At 68.8% G+C, this 19,387-nt stretch carries 15 protein-coding genes; 10 read left to right on the top strand and 5 right to left on the bottom strand.

What is annotated here, in order from left to right; all coding sequences use genetic code 11:
- The first annotated feature begins 23 nt into the window (after positions 1-23).
- Genes dapF through CD928_RS17865 form a run of 4 tightly spaced genes read left to right on the top strand, consistent with a single transcriptional unit; the run spans position 24 to position 3,641 of the window.
- Positions 24-830: a diaminopimelate epimerase gene (gene dapF / locus CD928_RS17880; protein ID WP_095388450.1), complete on the top strand. Its 807-nt coding sequence runs from the start codon at positions 24-26 to the stop codon at positions 828-830.
- Positions 827-2,059, top strand: coding sequence for a MiaB/RimO family radical SAM methylthiotransferase (locus tag CD928_RS17875; RefSeq protein ID WP_095388449.1), 1,233 nt, complete (start codon positions 827-829; stop codon positions 2,057-2,059). Before dapF ends, CD928_RS17875 begins: the two co-directional genes overlap by 4 nt.
- Positions 2,056-2,982 carry a signal recognition particle-docking protein FtsY gene (ftsY, locus tag CD928_RS17870; protein ID WP_095388448.1) on the top strand — a complete coding sequence of 309 codons (927 nt, stop codon included), beginning with the start codon at positions 2,056-2,058 and terminating at the stop codon, positions 2,980-2,982. The genes CD928_RS17875 and ftsY overlap by 4 nt, the downstream gene beginning before the upstream one ends.
- Positions 2,979-3,641, top strand: a complete 663-nt coding sequence (locus CD928_RS17865) for an inner membrane-spanning protein YciB (RefSeq protein ID WP_095388447.1) — start codon at positions 2,979-2,981, stop codon at positions 3,639-3,641. The genes ftsY and CD928_RS17865 overlap by 4 nt, the downstream gene beginning before the upstream one ends.
- A 20-nt stretch (positions 3,642-3,661) precedes the next feature.
- Here CD928_RS17865 and CD928_RS17860 read toward each other — a convergent pair whose 3' ends face one another.
- The 5 genes from CD928_RS17860 to CD928_RS17840 all read right to left on the bottom strand — a co-directional run bounded on the left by CD928_RS17860 (position 3,662) and on the right by CD928_RS17840 (position 9,751).
- Positions 3,662-4,219 (bottom strand): gamma carbonic anhydrase family protein, encoded by a 558-nt coding sequence (locus tag CD928_RS17860; RefSeq protein ID WP_095388446.1) that lies wholly within the window; start codon positions 4,217-4,219, stop codon positions 3,662-3,664.
- The gene (locus CD928_RS17855) at positions 4,216-6,462 is read right to left on the bottom strand and encodes a fused MFS/spermidine synthase (RefSeq protein WP_095388445.1); all 2,247 of its coding nucleotides are present in this window, start codon (positions 6,460-6,462) and stop codon (positions 4,216-4,218) included. Before CD928_RS17855 ends, CD928_RS17860 begins: the two co-directional genes overlap by 4 nt.
- The gene (locus tag CD928_RS17850) at positions 6,459-6,977 is read right to left on the bottom strand and encodes a GNAT family N-acetyltransferase (RefSeq protein WP_255247234.1); all 519 of its coding nucleotides are present in this window, start codon (positions 6,975-6,977) and stop codon (positions 6,459-6,461) included. Before CD928_RS17850 ends, CD928_RS17855 begins: the two co-directional genes overlap by 4 nt.
- A 20-nt stretch (positions 6,978-6,997) precedes the next feature.
- Entirely contained in the window at positions 6,998-7,996 is a 999-nt protein-coding gene (gene hemB / locus CD928_RS17845; RefSeq protein WP_095388443.1) for a porphobilinogen synthase, read from the bottom strand.
- Between the two features lie 213 nt (positions 7,997-8,209).
- On the bottom strand, positions 8,210-9,751 hold the full coding sequence (locus CD928_RS17840; RefSeq protein ID WP_095388671.1) for a M23 family metallopeptidase: 1,542 nt from the start codon (positions 9,749-9,751) through the stop codon (positions 8,210-8,212).
- Between the two features lie 256 nt (positions 9,752-10,007).
- On the opposite strand from CD928_RS17840, the gene CD928_RS17835 reads away from it, so the two are divergent.
- The 6 genes from CD928_RS17835 to CD928_RS17810 all read left to right on the top strand — a co-directional run bounded on the left by CD928_RS17835 (position 10,008) and on the right by CD928_RS17810 (position 19,259).
- Positions 10,008-12,791 carry a helicase-related protein gene (locus CD928_RS17835; RefSeq protein WP_255247233.1) on the top strand — a complete coding sequence of 928 codons (2,784 nt, stop codon included), beginning with the start codon at positions 10,008-10,010 and terminating at the stop codon, positions 12,789-12,791.
- Complete coding sequence (locus CD928_RS17830) at positions 12,791-13,150, top strand: RNA-binding S4 domain-containing protein (protein ID WP_095388442.1); 360 nt, start codon at positions 12,791-12,793, stop codon at positions 13,148-13,150. The genes CD928_RS17835 and CD928_RS17830 overlap by 1 nt, the downstream gene beginning before the upstream one ends.
- A gap of 113 nt (positions 13,151-13,263) precedes the next feature.
- Positions 13,264-13,602: a ferredoxin FdxA gene (fdxA, locus tag CD928_RS17825; RefSeq protein WP_095388441.1), complete on the top strand. Its 339-nt coding sequence runs from the start codon at positions 13,264-13,266 to the stop codon at positions 13,600-13,602.
- A 695-nt stretch (positions 13,603-14,297) separates the two neighbouring features.
- Entirely contained in the window at positions 14,298-14,948 is a 651-nt protein-coding gene (gene clpP / locus CD928_RS17820; protein ID WP_095388440.1) for an ATP-dependent Clp endopeptidase proteolytic subunit ClpP, read from the top strand.
- 170 nt (positions 14,949-15,118) lie between these two features.
- The gene (gene clpX, locus CD928_RS17815) at positions 15,119-16,387 is read left to right on the top strand and encodes an ATP-dependent Clp protease ATP-binding subunit ClpX (RefSeq protein ID WP_095388439.1); all 1,269 of its coding nucleotides are present in this window, start codon (positions 15,119-15,121) and stop codon (positions 16,385-16,387) included.
- 328 nt (positions 16,388-16,715) lie between these two features.
- Positions 16,716-19,259, top strand: coding sequence for a TonB-dependent receptor (locus CD928_RS17810; protein WP_095388438.1), 2,544 nt, complete (start codon positions 16,716-16,718; stop codon positions 19,257-19,259).
- Positions 19,260-19,387 lie beyond the last annotated feature (128 nt).

The following is a 19,387-nucleotide window of genomic DNA, read 5'->3' as shown; positions in this document are numbered from 1 at the left end:
TGCGCGCCCTTACATGCGCGAACATGGCGGATCGCTTCACCAAGATGCACGGCCTCGGCAACGACTTCGTCGTTATCGACGCACGCGAGCATGGCGTCGAGATGACGGCGGCGCGCGCGCATGCGATCGCCGACCGGCGCCACGGCATCGGCTGCGACCAGCTGATCCTGCTCGAACCCTCCGAGAATGCCGATGTGAAGATGCGTATCTTCAACGCCGACGGCGGCGAGGTCGAGGCGTGCGGCAATGCGACGCGCTGCGTCGCGACGCTGATCGGCCAGCCCGCGGTGATCGAGACGCTGGGCGGCATGCTGCGCGTCACGCCGGCCGACGGCGGCGCCGAGGTGACGCTGGGCGAACCCGCGTTCGAATGGGAGCAGATTCCGCTCGCGATGCCGATGGACACGCGCGACATGCCCGTCGCGTGGGACGAACTCGAACATGGCGCCGCGGTCAACGTCGGCAATCCGCATATCGTCTTCTTCGTGCCCGAGGCCGACGCCGTCGCGCTCGCCGACCTCGGACCGCGGATCGAGACCGACCCGCTGTTCCCCGAACGCGTCAACGTCAATGTCGCGAGCCTCGATGGCGAGAACCAGCTGCAATTGCGCGTGTGGGAGCGCGGGGTCGGGCTGACCCAGGCGTGCGGCACCGGCGCCTGCGCGACCGCGGTCGCGGCAATCCGCGCGGGACTGGTCCAGTCTCCGGTCACCATCTCGCTGCCCGGCGGCGACCTCGTCATCCGCTGGGCCGAGGGCGAGCCGATCGTGATGAGCGGCGCGGCGACGCGCGTGTTCGAGGGCGAAACCGACTGGGCGCGCTTCGGATGAGCGCTGCCGCGGGCGTCGAGGTCGTCAATTTCGGGTGCCGGCTCAACATCGCCGAGGGCGAGGCCGTGCGCGCGGCGGCGCTGCGCGCGGGCGCGGCCGATACGATCGTCTTCAACAGCTGCGCGGTGACCGATGAAGCGGTGCGGCAGGCGCGACAGGCGGTGCGCCGCGCGCTGCGCGAGCGGCCGGGCGCGGACGTCGTGGTGACCGGATGCGCGGCGGAACTGGAGGCGCAGCGCTTTGCCGACATGGGCGCGCGGGTGGTGTCGAATGATGCCAAGGGTGCGACGGAAAGCTACGAAGCATCTCTCCCCGAACCGTTCGCCCCGAGCCCGTCGAAGGGTGCCTACACCCCCGCCCTTTCCGGCGCCGACCACGCCCGCGCCTTCCTCGGCGTGCAGACCGGCTGTTCGCATGATTGCACCTTCTGCGCCACGGTGCTTGCGCGCGGCGCCGCGCGCTCGGCCACCGTCGACGCCGTGCTCGCCGCCGCGCGCAGCGCGCTGGACCGCGGGCAGCGCGAAATCGTGCTGACCGGGGTCGATCTCGCCAGCTATGGCGACGACAGCGGCACCAGTCTCGCCGCGCTGGTCGAGGCGCTGCTGGCGCTGCCCGTCGAGCGCCTCCGCCTCTCGTCGCTCGACCCCGACCGGGTCGACGACGCGCTGTTCGCGCTGTTGACGGAGGAAGCGCGGGTGATGCCGCACGTCCATCTGTCGCTGCAGGCGGGCGACGACATGGTGCTGACGCGGATGAAGCGCCGCCACCGCCGCGCCGACGCGGTGCGGCTGGTCGAACGGCTCAAGGCCGCGCGTCCCGCCATCGCGATCGGCGCCGACCTGATCGCCGGATTTCCGACCGAGGATGACACGATGTTCGCCAACAGCCTGGCCCTGATCGACGATGCCGACATCGTCTTTGGCCATATCTTTCCCTATAGCCCGCGCGCCGGGACCCCCGCCGCGCGGATGCCGCAGGTCGGCCGCAGCGTGGCGCGCGAGCGCGCGGCGACCCTGCGCACGGCCAATGCGCGGCGGCGCCATGCGTGGCTGGACGCGCAGGCGGGCGGCGCCGCGTCGGTGCTGGTCGAACGCGACGGACTGACCGGACATGGCGAGAATTTCGCCGCGTTGACGCTGGCCGCCTCCGCCGCGCCCGGAAGCGTCGTGCGGGTGCGCCTTATCGCGCGCGACGGCGAGCGGATGATCGCCGAAAGGATTGCGGCATGAGCGGCGCGAGCTGGAGCGAGCGGCTGTTCGGCGGCCTCAAGCGCACGTCGGAGCGGCTGGGCGAGAATCTCGCGGGGCTGACCGGCAAGGCGCGGCTCGACGACGAGGATCTCGACCGGATCGAGGACGCGCTGATCACCGCCGATCTCGGCCCCGGCATGGCGGGGCGCATCCGCGAACGGCTCGCCGCTCGGCGCGACGCGGTCGCGGGCGGCACCGAGGAGCTCCGGAAGATCGTCGCCGACGAGATCGCGGCGGTGCTGCGCCCCGTCGCCGAACCGCTGGAGGTCGACGCTTTTCCGCGCCCGCAGGTCATATTGGTGATCGGCGTCAACGGATCGGGCAAGACGACGACGATCGCCAAGCTCGCACACCTGTTCCAGGAACAGGATTATGGCGTGATGCTCGTCGCGGGCGACACCTTCCGCGCCGCCGCGATCGGGCAATTGAAGGTCTGGGCCGAGCGGCTCGGCGTGCCGATCATGGCGGGGCCCGAGGGCGGCGACGCGGCGGGCATCGTCTTCGACGCGGTCAAGCAGGCGACCGCGACCGGCATCGACGTGCTGATCGTCGACACCGCCGGCCGCCTCCAGAACAAGCGCGAACTGATGGACGAGCTCGCCAAGATCAAGCGCGTGCTCGGCCGCCTCAACCCCGCCGCGCCGCACGACGTCGTGCTCGTCCTCGACGCGACGACGGGGCAGAACGCGCTGTCGCAGATCGACGTGTTCCGCGAGGTCGCGGGGGTCACCGGCCTCGTCATGACCAAGCTCGACGGCACCGCGCGCGGCGGCGTCCTCGTCGCCGCGGCCGAGCGGCACGGCCTGCCGATCCACGCCATCGGCATCGGCGAGACGATCGACGACCTTCGCCCCTTCGACGCCGACGAGATCGCGGGCATCATTGCAGGAAACATAAGATGAGCGACGTCCTCCCCGGCGGCCCCGAGGCCGTTCCCGCGCCGCCACCCGCCAAGCATGGCTGGCTCAATTTCGCGATCGATTTCGGGCCGCTGCTCGTCTTCTTCTTGACCTATAAATTCACCTCGGGCGGCACCGGCGCCTTCGCGGCGACGGCGGGCGCGATCAAGGGCACGCTCGCCTTCATGGTCGCGATCGTCATCGCGATGGCGGTGTCGAAGTGGAAGCTCGGCAAGATTTCGCCGATGCTGTGGATGTCGGGAATCCTCGTCCTCGGCTTTGGCGCGCTAACGGTCTGGTTCCACGACGAGCGCTTCATCGTGATGAAGCCGACGATCATCTACGCCGCCTTCGCGATCCTTCTGCTCGGCGGCTGGGCGCTCAAGAAGCCGATGCTCAAATATCTGCTGCAATCGGCGCTCGACGGGCTGACCGAGACGGGCTGGCTGGCGCTGTCGCGCAACTGGGGCCTGTTCTTCGCGGCGCTCGGCGTCGCCAACCATGTGATGTACGAGCTGATCCAGGCGGGGCGGATGAGCTTCGACCTCTGGCTCACGATCAAGGTCTGGGGCGTCACCGCCCTCTCCTTCCTCTTCACGCTGACCCAGTTGCCGGTGATGATGAGGAACGGGCTGGCGGTGGCGGAGGAAGCCGAAGGCTGAGCCCGACCAAATTCTCCCGTCTAATCCCCCTCCACCGCCGCCTTGTGCATCCGCCCGTTCAGCACATAATGCGCCACCCCCGCCTGCATTCCCGCGGCCTGCGCGTCGTCGATCTCGCGCACGCGGCGCGCCGGGGCGCCCGCCCATAGCTCGCGCGGGGGGATTTCCTTGTGCTCGGTCAGCAGCGCGCCCGCCGCGAGCATCGCGTCGCTGCCGACGCGGCAGCCGTTCATCACCGTCGCCTTGAGGCCGACGAACGCGCGGTCGGCAAGGGTGCAGCCGTGCACCATCGCGAGATGGCCGACCAGCACATCCTCGCCGATGATCGTCGGATAGCCTTCGGGGCGGTGCGGCATCGGGCCGTCGCAATGGACGATGCTGCCGTCCTGGATGTTGCTGCGCGCGCCGACGCGGATGTGGCTGACGTCGGCGCGCAGCACGCAATTGTACCAGATGCTGACGTCGGGCCCGATCTCGACGTCGCCGATGATGCGGCAGCCCGGCGCGATGAAGGCGCTCGGGTCGATCCGGGGCGTCTTGCCGTTCACGCTGATGATCGAAATGTCGGTGCGGGTCATTCGCGGCCTCCGATGAGGTGGTTCCAGAGCAGGACCGGCAGCGTCGAGGCATAATCGTCGGTCCAGCGGTCGAAATGCGGCCGCTCCTCGAGCGGCACCCAGGCGCCGTCCTCCTGCGCCTTGTCGCGCGGCCTGAGCCCGCCCGTCAACTGGCGCATCCGGTCGCTCGTAGCGGTCAGCGCGACCCAGTTCGACCCGGTGAGCGCGCTGAATTCATCATCCTGCCCCGACGGGTCCATGCGGATCGCCGCCGACCAGCCCCGCGCCTTCGCCTCCGCCGCGAGCACGGGTTCGAGGTCGAAGAAGCGGTTCGAGATATGGATGAGCAGGATGCCGTCGGGCTTCAGCGCGCGGGCGTAGATGCCGACCGCTTCCTTGGTCAGCAGGTGAAGCGGGATCGCGTCGGACGAAAAGGCGTCGATCACGAGGATGTCGAAGCGCCCCGGCGGCTGTTTGGCGATTTCGAGCCGCGCGTCGCCGATCACGATCGGCGTGTCGCCCGCGCAGCGTGAGAGGAAGGTGAATTTGCCGGGGTCGCGGGCAATGTCGACCATTGCCGGGTCGATCTCGAAGATCGTCCAGCGCTGTCCGGGCTGGCGATAGCAGGACAATGTCCCGGCGCCGAGTCCGACGATGCCGACCGACGCGTTCGGCCCGGCGAGCCGGTCGGCCGCGTCGAGAGTCAGCCCGACCCCCGATTGGTGGCCGTAATAGGTCGTCGGATCGAGCCGGTGCGCGGCGTCGGTGCGCTGCAGCCCGTGCAGCGTCGTGCCGTGCGCGAGGCGGCGCTGCTGGTGCGCGGGATCGTCGGTGACGGTGTAGACGCCGAAATAGCTGCGCACGCGCATGCCATGCTCGCCCTTTTCGAGCGTGTCGATGCCGCCGACGCCGAGCATCAGCAGGATCATCACCGGAATATAGGCCCAGCGCCACGCGATCACGAGCAGCCCGACCGCGACGATCGCCCCGGCCCACAGCGCGTTGGTCCCGTCGAAGGTGCCGTCCCAATCCGACGCGAGGTGCCAGCAGGCGAAGGCTGCGAGCAATATCATCGCGGCGACATAGGGAACCGGCCGCGCGACCTTCAGCCACTGGTCCCACGGCAGCAGCGCGGGGAGCGGCAATAGCGCGGCGGCGGCGAGCACCAGCACCGGATGTTCGTAGACCCAGTTGAAAAGGAGCGGCGCGGCGAGCGCCGCGAAGGCGCCGCCGAGCACCCCGCCCGCCGACATGATCAGGTAGAAGAGCGTCAGATGCTGCGGCGCGGGGCGCAGATGATGCAGATAGCCGTGCAGCGCGGTCGAGACGACGAACAGCATGACGAGGCTGATCAGCGCGACGAGCATCGTCCCGCCGCCGGTGCTGAGCAGCGCCTGGCCGCCCGCGATCAGGAGCACCGCGGGGGCGATCGTCGCGAAGGTCTGCTTGAGCCCGTCGAGATTCGAGAAGGCGATGACGAAGCTCAAGAGATAGAGGCCGAGCGGCAGCACCCAGAGCAGCGGCATCGCGACGATGTCGGTGGTGAGGTGCGTCGTCGTCGACAGCATCAGCCCCGACGGTACCGCGGCGATCAGCAGCCAGTGGATCTGGCGCCCGAGCGCCGGGCGCGGCTCGCCCGCCGCTGCCGGGGCGCCGTGCGGGGCTTCCACCGCGCCGCGCCAGCGCGCGGCGGCGCTCGCGACGACGAGCAGGAAGAGCAGCGCATAGCCCCCCGCCCAGCCGAGACTTTGCGCCGCGAGCGGGAGCGTCGGCTCGACCAGCGCCGGATAGCTGATCAGCCCCGCGAAGCTGCCGAGATTCGATGCGGCATAGAGGATATAGGGGTCGCCGGCGCGGCTGTCGGCGGCGAACCAGCGCTGCATCAGTGGCGCCTGCGCCGCGACGACGAAGAAGACCGGGCCGATCGACGCGGTGAGCAGCAGCGGCACCCACAGCGCCTCCTGCCCCGGCGCGGGCGGCGCGATCTGCGCGATGCCGATCGGCAGCCACAGCGCCGCGGCGAGCAGCAGCGCGACATGGATCGCCGCCTGCCGCCGCACCGCGAAGCGCCCGAGCCAATGCGCATAGGCGTAACCGCCGAGCAGCAACGCCTGATAGACGAGCATCGCGCTGTTCCACACCATCGGCGCGCCGCCGAGCCGCGGCAGCACCATGCGCGCGACCATCGGCTGGACGAGGAAGAGCAGGAAGCTGCCGACGAGGATCGTCAGCACGAACAGCCAGCGGCGCGGGGTCGCGGTCATGCGGCCCCCCATGCCGAGCGTGACAGCGCATAGGTGACGTGCGGCCGTAACGGGTCGCTTTCGGCAAGTTTCGGATGATCGAAATCGAGATCCTCGCGATACCGCATGTCGAGCCGCTCCATCACCGCACGGCTGCGAGTGTTGCCCTGCCAGGTGATTGCCCAGATCGCATCGTCGGGAAGATGGGCGAAGCTCCACGCGACTGCGCCCCGCGCGGCTTCGCTTGCGAAACCGGCGCCCCAGCAGTCTCGGGCGAGCCGCCAGCCGATCTCGACCTTGTTCGCGACGGGCTCCATGTCGCCGCGGATCACGCCGCACCAACCGATCAGACGGGCGTCGTCGCGGCGCTCCAGTGCCCAGAAGCAGTGGCCGTATTCGGCCTCGTGCGCCTGCATCCATTCGATCCGCGCTGCGGTTGCGTTGATATCTAGCGGGGGACCGAGCGTCGCCATGACCTCGGGGTCGCTGCATATCCGCTGGAAGGGCGTGACATCTTCGTCGCGCCAGCTACGCATGCGGAGCCGCTCGGTCTCGATCATGCGCCGAGCAGACGCGCCGCGTGGAGCGCGTGATAGCTGAGCACCCCCGACGCGCCCGCGCGGCGGAAGGCGAGCAGGGTTTCGAGGACGAGCGCGTCGCGCTCGCCCGCACCGGCGGCCACCGCGGCCTCGATCATCGCATATTCGCCCGACACCTGATAGGCGTAGACGGGGACCGCGAAATGATCCTTCACCAGCCGGACGATGTCGAGATAGGGCAGGCCCGGCTTGACCATCACGCTGTCGGCGCCCTCGGCCAAATCCTGCGCCACCTCGCGCAGTGCCTCCTCGGCGTTCGCGGGGTCCATCTGATAGGTCTTCTTGTCGCCCTTCAAAAGCCCGCGCGAGCCGACCGCGTCGCGGAACGGGCCATAGAAGGCCGAGGCATATTTGGCGGCGTAGCTCATGATCTGGACATGGCCGAAGCCCTCGGCCTCGAGCGCGGCGCGGATCGCACCGACGCGGCCGTCCATCATGTCGCTGGGCGCGATGATGTCGGCGCCCGCGCGCGCCTGATTCAGCGCTTGCCCGACGAGCACCTCGACCGTTTCGTCGTTGACCACATAGCCGCCCTCGTCGAGCAGCCCGTCCTGCCCGTGGCTGGTATAGGGGTCGAGCGCGACGTCGGTGAGCACGCCGATGGCGTCGCCAAGCGCCTCCTTGATCGCCGCGGTCGCGCGGCACATCAGATTGTCGGGGTTGAGCGCCTCGACGCCGTCCTCGCTGCGGCGATCGGCTTCGGTATAGGGAAAGAGCGCAAGGCAGGGGATGCCCGCCGCGACCGCATCCTTCGCGCGTTCGACGAGCAGGTCGACCGACCAGCGCGACACGCCGGGCAGGCTCGCGACCGGTTCCTCGGTCCCCTCGCCCGCGCACACGAACAGCGGCCAGATGAGGTTCGCGGGCGAAAGCCGCGTTTCGCGCACCATCGCGCGGCTCCAGCCGGTGCGGCGGGTGCGGCGGAGGCGAAGGTCGGGGAAAGCGGCGTGAGTCATGGCGCGTGCATAGCCGCGCTTTGACGGCGGGGGAAAGGGATATTGGTGGCCAGACCACCCCTCCCGCTTGCGGGAGGGGCAGCGAGGCTTGCCGGTTTACCGGCTAGCCGCAGCGGGGTGGGCAAAGCAGACCGAGCGTATGGCCCACCCTGCTGCGACCAGCGAGCAAGCTCGCAAGTCTCGCTATCCCTCCCGCTTGCGGGAGGGAGGCAGCTAGATGCCGTCCCCCACCCTTTTCGACGCGACGTCGGCGAGGCTGCCGAGCTTTGGCCCTTCGACCTGCTTCGGGGCGATCGGCGCCAGCGCGGCGCCGGGCGCGACTGCGGTGAGCTGGCGGATGCGGGCGCGGAAATCGGCGAGTTCCTTGCCCTCGAGCTGCGCCTTGGTGACGAAGCTCACCGACGCCGGGTTCACCGCATGGCCGTTGCGATAGAGCTCGTAGTGGAGATGCGGGCCGGTCGACAGGCCGGTGGTGCCGATATAGCCGATCACCTGGCCGCGGCGGACATGCTGGCCCGCGCGCACCGCGATGCGGCTCATATGGCCATAGCCGGTGCCGAGACCGCCGCCGTGGTTGAGCTTCACATAATTGCCGAAGCCGCCGGTGCGGCCCGCGACGGTGACCACGCCGTCGCTGACGGCGTAGATGGGCGCGCCGTAGCCGCCGCCGAAATCGATGCCGCTGTGCATGCGGCGATAACCGAGGATCGGGTGGCGGCGCATGCCGAAGGTCGACGTGACGCGGCCGTTGGTCGGGCGCACCATGCCGCCGCGCTGCTGCCCGACGCCCGACGCCTCGAACCATTGCGCGCGGCCGTCCTTGGTCCATTCGAGCATCGACAGCTTCGGCTTGCCGCCGCGGATCAGCCCGGCATAGAGCAGCTTGCCGGTCTCGCTCTCGCCCGTCTCGGCGCGGCGATGCTCGACGATGATATCATATTCGTCGGAGGCGCGAATCGCGGAGACCGGCGTCTGCCGGCTGATCACGCGGAGATAGGACTGGATCGCCTCGGGCGGCGCCCCGGCGGCGCGTGCCGAGCGGTAGAGGCTGTCGCCGACCCGGCCGCGGATGCGCAGCGGCGTCGCGTCGACCGCGATCGGGATGCGGCGCATCACCACGCGATCGCCCACTCGCTCCATCTCGATCCTCAAGTCGAAGCGCGCGCGCATCGCGAGCGCCTCGACCGGGCGCGGCATGGTGCGCGCCGCGCGGCGGCCGAGGATCAGGTCGATGCGCGTGCCCGGCGCGATATCGGCGAGCGGGACGGCGGCCGCGACCTGGCTCGCGAGCGCCTGCGCCTCGGTGCTGCCGACGCCCGAGCGTTCGAGCAGGCGCGCGAAGCTGTCGCCGCTCCCCAGCGTGGCGGTGAGTTCGATCTGCGGCCGTTCGGGGGTCTGGGCGAGCGGGCGCACCGCGTCGGTCGCCGCCATGTGGCGGCCGGTGTCGGCGCCGAGCGCGAGCGGCACGATCATCTGCGCGCGCGCTTCGTTGAAATCGGCGGTGTCGAGCGCGGGCGCGCCGCCGACGCCGAGCGGCTGGACGCCGGGGAAGGTCGAGATCGCCGCGCCGCACAGCAACGCCAGCGTCGCGAGGCCGCGCCACCATTCGCCCGAGCCGATGTCGGCGCCGAGGTCGGGAACGAGGTCGAGCTGGGCGAGGCGTTCGCGCCACGTCAGCGACGGCTCGGCGGCGGCCTGCCCCCGTTGCAGGGGAATCGCCTGCGACATCGCCAGCGCGGCCGCATTGCCGGTCATCCCCGCGATGGGTTCGTGGCGCTGGTACAAGATGCAACCCCCGCTCGGCGCGCCCATTTTGCGATCGCGCCGATGTGTCTCCGTCGCGTTTTGTGTAAACAAAGGCCGTTAAAGTCAATTTAACGCGGGTTTCGCCGCTGGGTGCTGCGGCGAGCCGTGGCGCGCGCGGGGTGACTCGCGCCCCGGCGGCGCGGACGGCCGAACACGCCGAAATCGCCGCCGCTCGACGATCGGCGGTTGCACCGCAAGGCCGCCCATGCCAGCATCGCGCCACAAGAATATGCCATCTCCCTCGTCCCATCCGGTCAAGGCCGTCCTTGGCCCCACCAACACCGGCAAAACCCATTTGGCGGTCGAGCGCCTGACCGCCCATGCCAGCGGCATGATGGGCTTTCCGCTGCGCCTGCTCGCGCGCGAGGTCTATGACCGGGTCGCCCGGATCAAGGGCGCGAACCAGGTCGCGCTGGTCACCGGCGAAGAGCGAATCATGCCGCCGGACGCGCGCTATCTGCTCGGGACGATGGAAGCGCTGCCGGTCGGGCGCGACGTCGCCTTCGTCGGCATCGACGAGGCGCAGCTCGGCGCCGACCCCGAGCGCGGCCATGTCTTCACCGACCGGATGCTGCGCGCGCGCGGACGCGAGGAGACGATGATCCTGGGGTCGGCGAGCATCACCGGCCTCGTCCGCGCCCTGGTGCCAGAGGCCGAAATCGTCACCCGGCCGCGCTTTTCGACGCTGAGCTACGCCGGGCCGATGAAGCTGTCGCGCCTGCCCAAGCGATCGGCGATCGTCGCCTTCTCGGCCGACGAGGTCTATGCGATCGCCGAGATGCTGCGCCGCTTCGCGGGCGGCGCCGCGGTGGTGATGGGGGCGCTCAGTCCGCGCACCCGCAACGCGCAGGTCGCGATGTTCGAGGCGGGCGAGGTCGACTATCTGGTCGCCACCGACGCGATCGGCATGGGGCTCAACCTCGACGTCCAGCATGTTGCCTTCGCGAGCCTCCAGAAGTTCGACGGGCGCCGCCTCCGCCGGCTGACCATCGCCGAGATGGCGCAGATCGCGGGCCGCGCCGGGCGGCACCAGCAGGACGGCAGCTTCGGCACCATCGGCCTGCCGCAGGGCGGGATGGCGCCCGAAGAAATCGCGGCGATCGAGGGGCATCATTTCCCGCCGCTCGCCAGCCTGTTCTGGCGCGAGCCGAGCCCGCGCTTCGACTCGCTCGACCGGCTGATCGGCGATCTCGGCCGCCCGCCCGCCCATGCGGCGCTGCGCGCCGCGCCCGAGGCGGTCGACCTCGCGGTGCTGAAACATCTCGCGGGCGACATGGAGGTGCTGGCGCGCGCGACCGACGCCGTCGCGGTCGAACGGCTGTGGGATGCGTGCGGCCTGCCCGACTTCGAGCAGCTGGGCGCCGAGCATCACAGCCGCACGGTGCTGAAGCTGTGGCAATGGCGGACGAGCGGCGACGGGATGATCGACCCCGACTGGTTCGCGCGGCGGCTGGCGCGGCTCGACGACGTCGAGGGCGACATCGACCAGCTCGCGAGCCGGATCGCGGCGGTGCGCACCCTCTGCTTCATCGCGCAGCGCGGCGACTGGATCGCCGACGCCGCGGGCTGGACGGCGCGGACGCAGGACCTCGAGGCGCGCCTCTCCGACGCGCTGCACGCGGCGCTCGCGCAGCGCTTTGTCGACCGCCGGCTCGCGCTGCTGATCCGCGACGCGGGGCAGCGTCACGCCGCGCTGCCCGTCGCGGTCGGCGCCGATGGCACGGTCGCGGTCGACGGCGAACCGATCGGGACGCTCACCGGATTCCAGTTCAAGGTCGATGCACAGGCGCGGGCGAGCGACCACCGGCTGTTGCTCGCCGCCGCCGAGAAGCATCTGCGCGCCGAACTCGCGCGGCGCGCCACCGCGCTCGCCGAGGGCGACGGCGGCGCGCTGTCGCTGGTCGGCGAGGCGGGCGCACCGCCGCGGCTCGCCTGGCATGGTCATATCGTCGCGACGCTCGCCAAGGGCACCACGCTCGTCCAGCCCGCGGTCCTGCTCGAACCCGCGCTGCGCCGGCTCGAACCGCCGCAGGTGCAGGCGATCGCCGAGCGGCTGCAGGCGTTCGTCGCCGAGCAGCTCGCGCGCCACGCCGCGCCGCTCGCGGCGATGGGCGCGGCGGCGGGCGACCTGTTCACCCCGCCGCGCGTCCGCGCGCTGCTCGCGGCGATGGCCGACGGTAGCGGCCTCATCGAGCGCGCCGCCGTCGATGAGCAGCTCGCGGCGATGAGCGCCGAGGAGCGGCCGCAGCTTCGCAAGCTCGGCCTGACCATCGGCTCGCTCGACATCTTCCACCCGCAGCTGTTGAAGCCCGAGGCGGTGCGCTGGCGCGCCGCGCTCATCGCCGCGCAGCAGGGCGGCGCGATGCCCGCGCTGCCGCCGCACGGCGCGGTCCTGCAGAAGCAGGGCAGTCCCGAGGGGCTGCGCATCGCGGGCTTTCGCCGCTGCGCCACCGGCTGGCTGCGCATCGACATGGCCGAAAAGCTCGCGCGCCAGGCGCATGCGGCGCGGATGCAGGCGGTCGCGCCGCCGACCACGCCGATCGCGGGCGGCGAGCCGCACGACGACGCCGAGGCGCACGACGGGGACGAGGCGCAGGCCGCGCCGCCACCCGGCTTTGCGATCGACCCCGCGCTCGCCACCTCGCTCGGCCTCGATGCCGAGGCGCGCCGCGCGCTGCTCGGCAGCTTCGGCTTCCGCAGCGTCGGCGATCCGGCGTTCGAGCGCTGGCGCTGGCTCGGCCGCCGCAGTGGCGAGAAGCGGCGCGGCCCCCGGCACCACCGCAAGGGCGCCGAGCCCCGCCCTGGCCCGCAGAACGCCCAGCCGCCCCGCGCCGCGAAGCCGCCGAGGCCGAAGAAAGGCAAGAACGGCAAGCCTCCGTCCGCCGCGCCCCGTCCGGCGCGGCCGGACCGCCCCACGCGCCGCGGTCCTTCACCGCACAGCCCCTTCGCCGGGCTCGCCGACCTGCTCGCGGGCGCGCGGGAGGATTGATGGCGAGCCCCGGCGCGGCAGGGAGCATCCGGCTCGACAAGCTGCTGTGGTATCTGCGCTTCGCGCGCTCGCGCAGCCTCGCCCAGGCGCTGATCGCCGCGGGGCATATCCGCCTCGACGGGCGGCGGGTCACCCGCGCCTCGTGCGCGGTGCACGCGGGACAGACGCTCGTCCTCCCCATCGGCGAACGGATCGAGGTGCTGCGCCTCCTGTCGCTCCCCGGCCGCCGCGGCCCGGCAAGCGAGGCGCAGGCGCATTACCGGCGGCTGGCCCCCGACCCGCCGGCCGCCCCCAACGCGGCTATCAGCGGCGAAGGAAAAGCTGTCGCCCATGATGGCGCCGCGGAGCCTATGGAGTGAGAGTGATTCGCAACTGCCCGAAAGCGTTGACGCGCCGCCGCCGCGCGGCATAGAGGCGGGGAATCAGTACAGTCGAACGGCGCCGATGCGCCGCGATAAGGGAGCCGTTACCCATGACCTATGTCGTCACCGACGCCTGCATCCGCTGCAAATATATGGACTGCGTCGAGGTCTGTCCGGTCGACTGTTTCTATGAGGGCGAGAATATGCTCGTCATCAACCCGAACGAGTGCATCGACTGCGGCGTCTGCGAACCCGAATGCCCGGCCGAAGCGATCCTGCCCGACACCGAGAGCGGCCTCGAGAAATGGCTCGAGGTGAACAACAAGTTCAGCGCCGAATGGCCGAACATCACGACCAAGAAGGACAGCCCCGCCGACGCCGACGAATATAAGGGCGTCGAAGGGAAATATGAGAAATTCTTCTCGGCCGAACCCGGCGAGGGCGACTGAGTCGCGGAACCGGCGACGGGCGATCGGGGCGGGGTCACTCCCGCCCTTTTCTTTTGGCCCGGGCGATGGTTCGCAAGGGCCGCTAACGACCGGTAGCGGCCATACCTTCTCCCCTCCCTTCTAGGGAGGGGCTGGGGGTGGGTAGCCGCCGAAGGCGGCGTTCTTTCGCGGGCTCGCTCCGCTCGCGCACCCACCCCTAACCCCTCCCTAAAAGGGAGGGGAATGGCTCAAATCCACCCCATAGCAGACATCGCCTTCAAATAGGTCTTTCCTACATTATCCGGCTGTGCCAGCCTTCACCCGACTGTTTCAGTCGGTGGAGCGGCCCAGCTTACTGGGGCGGCCATGGCGAGGCGTACTCGGAGCATTCAGCGCACCGCGAGGCCGACATCGGGGGAATGCAATAGGCTGAACTTTCCTGAACTTTGGAATTGCCGCGCCGCCGTTGGCCACCGGATCCCGGACCCAGGCCGCGATAAGACGCGCCGTGAACTTTCCCGAACTTTGAAAAAAATGTCGCGGGTCGTCCCCTTCATCGCCCCCTGCCCGGAAGCGAAGGTCAACGATCCGCCTCTTGAACCATTCGGGCCGATTTGCCCCCTTGAAACCCGTCGCCTTGCCGCCGATGTAGAACGCGGTGGGGCAGCCGGCCGGTCCTCGGCGCGGCGACCCGGATAAATAAGGACGAAATCCGCATGATCGACCCGCTCGCCGCCCTTGTTCCCGTCGTCGTCGAACAGACGAGCCGCGGCGAACGCAGCTTCGACATCTTCTCCCGCCTGCTGCGCGAACGGATCGTCTTCGTCACCGGCGAGGTCGAGGACCAGATGGCCTCGCTGATCGTCGCCCAGCTTCTGTTCCTCGAATCGGAAAACCCGAAGAAGGACATTTATATGTACATCAACTCGCCGGGCGGGGTCGTCACGGCGGGCATGGCGATCCACGACACGATGCAATATATCCGCCCGCGCGTCGGCACGGTGTGCATCGGCCAGGCGGCGTCGATGGGCAGCTTCCTCCTCGCCGCGGGCGAGCCCGGCATGCGCGTCGCGCTGTCGAACGCGCGCGTGATGGTGCACCAGCCGTCGGGCGGTGCGCGCGGCATGGCGTCGGACATCGAGATCCAGGCCAAGGAAATCCTGCGCATCCGCAAGCGGATGAACGACCTCTATGTCAAATATACCGGCAAGTCGCTGAAAGAGATCGAGAAGGCGATGGACCGCGACACCTTCCTCGAGGCCGACGAAGCCAAGGAATTCGGCATCGTCGACCAGGTGTTCGACCGCCGCCCGGGCATGCCCGACGCCGAGGCGGCGGGCGAGAAGGGCGAAGGCCCGACGCCCTGAACGCGGGCGCGGCAAGATCGCGGTAACCGCGTTTCTTGACGTCTGCCCCACGCCTTGGCGCTAGGCGAAACATTGTCTCCGTGTCACCCAATTGCCATATTGTAATTGGGTGGACGGGGGCTAGGATATAGGCGGCGGTGCCCTTTCTGGCGCCGGCCAAAGGAAGATTTATGACGAAATTGAGCGGCTCGGACAGCAAGAGCACACTCTACTGCTCCTTCTGCGGCAAGTCGCAGCACGAAGTCCGCAAGCTGATTGCCGGGCCGACCGTGTTCATCTGCGACGAATGCGTCGAGCTCTGCAACGACATCATCCGCGAAGAGATCAAGGGCGGGGTCGCCGCGCGCAAGGACGGCGCGGTGCCGACGCCGCTGGAGATCTGCCAGCATCTCGACGCCTATGTGATCGGCCAGAACACCGCGAAGCGCGTGTTGTCTGTCGCGGTGCACAATCATTACAAGCGCCTCGCGAACAGCGGCCGCGGCGACGATGTCGAGCTGGCGAAGTCGAACATCCTGCTCGTCGGCCCGACCGGCAGCGGCAAGACGCTGCTCGCGCAGACGCTCGCGCGCTTCCTCGACGTGCCCTTCACCATGGCCGACGCGACGACGCTGACCGAGGCGGGCTATGTCGGCGAGGATGTCGAGAACATCATCCTCAAGCTGCTGCAATCCTCCGACTACAATGTCGAAAAGGCGCAGCGCGGCATCGTCTATATCGACGAGATCGACAAGATCAGCCGCAAGGCCGAAAATCCCTCGATCACCCGCGACGTGTCGGGCGAGGGCGTGCAGCAGGCGCTGCTGAAGCTGATGGAAGGCACGACCGCGAGCGTCCCGCCGCAGGGCGGGCGCAAGCATCCGCAACAGGAATTCCTGCAGGTCGACACGACGAACATCCTCTTCATCGCGGGCGGCGCCTTCGCCGGCCTCGAAAAGATCATCGGCGACCGCCTGCAGGGCAAGTCGATCGGCTTCGGCGCGCATGTTGCCGGCCCCGACGAGCGCCGCGCCGGCGAGGTGCTGAAGCAGATCGAGCCCGAGGATCTCCTCAAGTTCGGCCTGATCCCCGAATTCGTCGGCCGCCTCCCCGTCATCGCGACGCTCGAGGACCTCGATGTCGACGCGCTGGTCAAGATTTTGGGCGAGCCCAAGAATGCGCTGGTCAAGCAGTACAGGAAGCTGTTCGACCTCGAGGAGGTCGCGCTGACCTTCACCGACGATGCGCTTGTCGCGGTCGCCAAGAAGGCGATCGAACGCAAGACCGGCGCGCGCGGGCTGCGCTCGATCGTCGAGGCGATCCTGCTCGACACCATGTTCGACCTGCCCGACCTGACCGACGTGGTCGAGATCGTCGTCGACAAGGATGTCGTCGAGGGCCGCAAGCAGCCGGTTCGCGTCTATGCCGACAAGGCGAAGGAAGCGGGCGACGCCGCCTGACCTGCAGCGGGCACCGGCGCGCCCGGTGCCGGCGGCGCGTCTTCGCCCGGGCACCGAATGGACGCGCCGCGCCGCGCTGTCCGAGTCGTCGCCGGACGATGTTGCATTGCAGCAACAGTTACCGAAAAAAAGCCCTCGAACCGCGATGGGCAAGTTTCTGTTGTAACAGAAAAACCTTGGTTTTCCGCGACCCCCTTCGCAGCTGAGGGCGGCTGCGGGGTTGCACTGTCACAATCATGCCATAGAGGGGCGTCAGGGGCCCGGCCAGGTTATCGCGTGCCTGTTGCACGCTACGGCCGACAGCCAACCACCAAGGGGACATCCTGTCATGAAATTTCGTCACACGCTTGCCGCCAGCGTCGCGCTGATTCCGGTCGCGCTGCTTTCCACGCCTGCCTTTGCCCAGTCGACGGGTTCGCAGGATTTCGACAATGAAATCGTCGTCACCGGTTCGCGCTCGAACCAGGGCGTCGGCGGCGTCATCGCGCCCGACACGACCAAGGCGAAGGCCGTCCTGACCCAGGAATTCATCGCGCACCAGGCGCCGGGCCAGACCGTCAACGACATCATCAACCAGCTCCCCGGCGTCAGCTTCCAGAACAACGACCCCTTCGGCTCGGCCGGCGGCAAGATGTCGATCCGCGGCTTCGACAACACCCGCATCAACCAGACGTTCGACGGCATCCCGCTCAACGACTCGGGCAACTATGCGCTTTATTCGAACCAGCAGCTCGACCCCGAGCTGATCGAGCAGGTCAACGTCAACCTCGGCTCGACCGACGTCGACAGCCCGACCGCCGCGGCTTCGGGCTCGACGGTCAACTACCGCACCCGCAACCCGGGCGAGGAATTCGGCGTCAAGCTGGTCGGCTCGGCCGGCGACTTCGACTTCTTCCGCGTCTTCGGCATGGTCGACACCGGCGTCTTCACCCCCTGGGGCACGCGCGCCTTCTTCTCGGCCAGCAGCGCGACCAACGACACGGTGTTCGGCAACGTCGACCTGCCGGGCGTCCCGTCGCACAAGGGCCAGATCAACAAGCAGCAGTATAACGCCAAGCTGTATCAGCCGATCGGCGACAATGGCGACTTCGTCGCGATCTCGGGCCACTATAACCAGAACCGCAACAACTTCTTCGGTTCGGTCGGCCTGCGCAACGACCGCGACGTCCCGAGCGGCTTCCCGCAGACCAAGGACGAACGCGACTATGGGATCGCGCGCTGCCAGATCAACACCGTGGCGACCCCCGGCGTCCGCGACACGGCCAACAGCTGCGGCTCGACCTTCGACGAACGCTTCAACCCGTCGAACACCGGCAACATCCGCGTCAACTCGCGCTTCACCCTGTCGGACGGCCTCGTGCTGACGATCGACCCGAGCTATCAATATGTGAAGGCGAACGGCGGCGGCACGGCGACCGGCAACGAAGGCTTCCGCGACGTCGATCCGGGCGCAGGCGTCTCGCTGCAGACCGGCTATATCTCGGGCTCGCCCTATTATGGCCGCGATCTCAACGGTGACGGCGACATCCTCGACACCGTCCGCGTGCTCGCGCCCAGCCAGACGCAGACCGACCGCATCGGCGTGATCGCCGGCCTGCGCTACGAGTTCGACGAGAGCAACACCTTCCGCATCTTCTACAGCTACGATCGCGCCAGCCACCGCCAGACCGGCCAGACGGGCTTCCTGAAGCTCGACGGTTCGCCGATCGACGTCTTCCCGGTCAACGACCCGCTGGCCGACGTCGACGGCCATGTCCTGCAGAAGCGCGACCGCAAGTCGATCGCCATGCTGAACATGTTCGGCGGCCAGTATCGCGGCGAGTTCGGCGCGCTGACCATCGAGGTCGGCGGCGCGTACAAGATGTTCAAGCGCGACCTGACCAACAATTGCGCCACCTCGAGCGTGACGGGCTTCGTCGAATGCTTCGGCACCAACACCGCCGGCCTGGAAGCCTGGTTGGCGGCCAACCCGACCCAGACGGTCGCGGGCGTGACCTTCGATACGCAGGGCCCGCAGCGCCGCGTGCGCAAGTATAACAAGTTCACGCCGAACGTCGGCCTGACCTATGACCTGACCGACGCGCTCAGCATCTTCGCCAACTATTCGAAGGGCGTGCAGGTCCCGGGCACCGACAACCTCTACAATGCCTTCTACTTCCCGGCGGACACGGAATCGGCCAACCCGGCCCCGGAAACGACCGACAACTTCGACGCGGGCCTGCGCTACAGCAGCAGCCAGGTGCAGGCGCAGGTCGGGCTGTGGTACACGATCTTCAACGATCGTCTCGCCTCGTCGTTCGACCCCGAGACCGAGCGCAACGTCTATCGCAACCTCGGCCGCGTCGACAAATATGGCATCGACGGCAGCATCTCCTATCGTCCGATCCCCGAGTTCTCGATCTATGCCTTCGGTTCGTATCTGAAGTCGAAGATCAAGGACGACGTGCTGAACGGCATCGACGGCAACGGCGACCCGATCTATGCGCCGACCGCCGGCAAGCGTGAATCGGGTGCGCCGGTCTATACCTTCGGCGCCCGCGTGCAGGGCGACCTCGGTCCGATCCAGCTCGGTGCGCAGGTCAAGCGGACCGGCCCGCGTTACGTGAACGACCAGAATCTGCCGCTGACCATCGGCGGCGTGGATGTCTATGGCGCCAAGACGCCGGCCTATACGCTGGTCGACCTCGACGCGCGCGTCGGCCTCGAATGGGCGGGCCTTGGCGACAAGACCTACTTCCAGTTCAACGTCTCCAACCTGTTCGACAAGCTCTATGTCGGCGGTTTCGACGGACAGCTGGCGACCAATTCGGCGCCCTTCGTGCAGATCGGTGCGCCGCGCACCTTCATCGGTTCGATCATCGTCGGCTTCTAAGCCGCGGCATCGCCGGAAAAGATCAGGGCGCGGGAGGCAACTCCCGCGCCCTTTTCTGTTGGCAGTTTTCGACCGATTGCAATCCTATCCTACGTGATCCCCGGTGAAAGCCGGGGATCACAAAGTGC

The organism is Sphingopyxis sp. GW247-27LB, from assembly GCF_002277025.1.
Classification (GTDB): domain Bacteria; phylum Pseudomonadota; class Alphaproteobacteria; order Sphingomonadales; family Sphingomonadaceae; genus Sphingopyxis.
Note: the sequence above shows the minus strand (reverse complement) of the source record. Positions and strands in the feature narration are given on the sequence as shown.

Excerpts from the sequence above, each read along its gene's own strand:
- dapF (WP_095388450.1), top strand. The coding sequence starts at position 24 with ATGGCGGATCGCTTCACCAAGATGCACGGCCTCGGCAACGACTTCGTC.
- CD928_RS17875 (WP_095388449.1), top strand. The coding sequence starts at position 827 with ATGAGCGCTGCCGCGGGCGTCGAGGTCGTCAATTTCGGGTGCCGGCTC.
- ftsY (WP_095388448.1), top strand. The coding sequence starts at position 2,056 with ATGAGCGGCGCGAGCTGGAGCGAGCGGCTGTTCGGCGGCCTCAAGCGC.
- CD928_RS17865 (WP_095388447.1), top strand. The coding sequence starts at position 2,979 with ATGAGCGACGTCCTCCCCGGCGGCCCCGAGGCCGTTCCCGCGCCGCCA.
- CD928_RS17860 (WP_095388446.1), bottom strand. The coding sequence starts at position 4,219 with ATGACCCGCACCGACATTTCGATCATCAGCGTGAACGGCAAGACGCCC.
- CD928_RS17855 (WP_095388445.1), bottom strand. The coding sequence starts at position 6,462 with ATGACCGCGACCCCGCGCCGCTGGCTGTTCGTGCTGACGATCCTCGTC.
- CD928_RS17850 (WP_255247234.1), bottom strand. The coding sequence starts at position 6,977 with ATGCGTAGCTGGCGCGACGAAGATGTCACGCCCTTCCAGCGGATATGC.
- hemB (WP_095388443.1), bottom strand. The coding sequence starts at position 7,996 with ATGACTCACGCCGCTTTCCCCGACCTTCGCCTCCGCCGCACCCGCCGC.
- CD928_RS17840 (WP_095388671.1), bottom strand. The coding sequence starts at position 9,751 with ATGACCGGCAATGCGGCCGCGCTGGCGATGTCGCAGGCGATTCCCCTG.
- CD928_RS17835 (WP_255247233.1), top strand. The coding sequence starts at position 10,008 with ATGCCAGCATCGCGCCACAAGAATATGCCATCTCCCTCGTCCCATCCG.
- CD928_RS17830 (WP_095388442.1), top strand. The coding sequence starts at position 12,791 with ATGGCGAGCCCCGGCGCGGCAGGGAGCATCCGGCTCGACAAGCTGCTG.
- fdxA (WP_095388441.1), top strand. The coding sequence starts at position 13,264 with ATGACCTATGTCGTCACCGACGCCTGCATCCGCTGCAAATATATGGAC.
- clpP (WP_095388440.1), top strand. The coding sequence starts at position 14,298 with ATGATCGACCCGCTCGCCGCCCTTGTTCCCGTCGTCGTCGAACAGACG.
- clpX (WP_095388439.1), top strand. The coding sequence starts at position 15,119 with ATGACGAAATTGAGCGGCTCGGACAGCAAGAGCACACTCTACTGCTCC.
- CD928_RS17810 (WP_095388438.1), top strand. The coding sequence starts at position 16,716 with ATGAAATTTCGTCACACGCTTGCCGCCAGCGTCGCGCTGATTCCGGTC.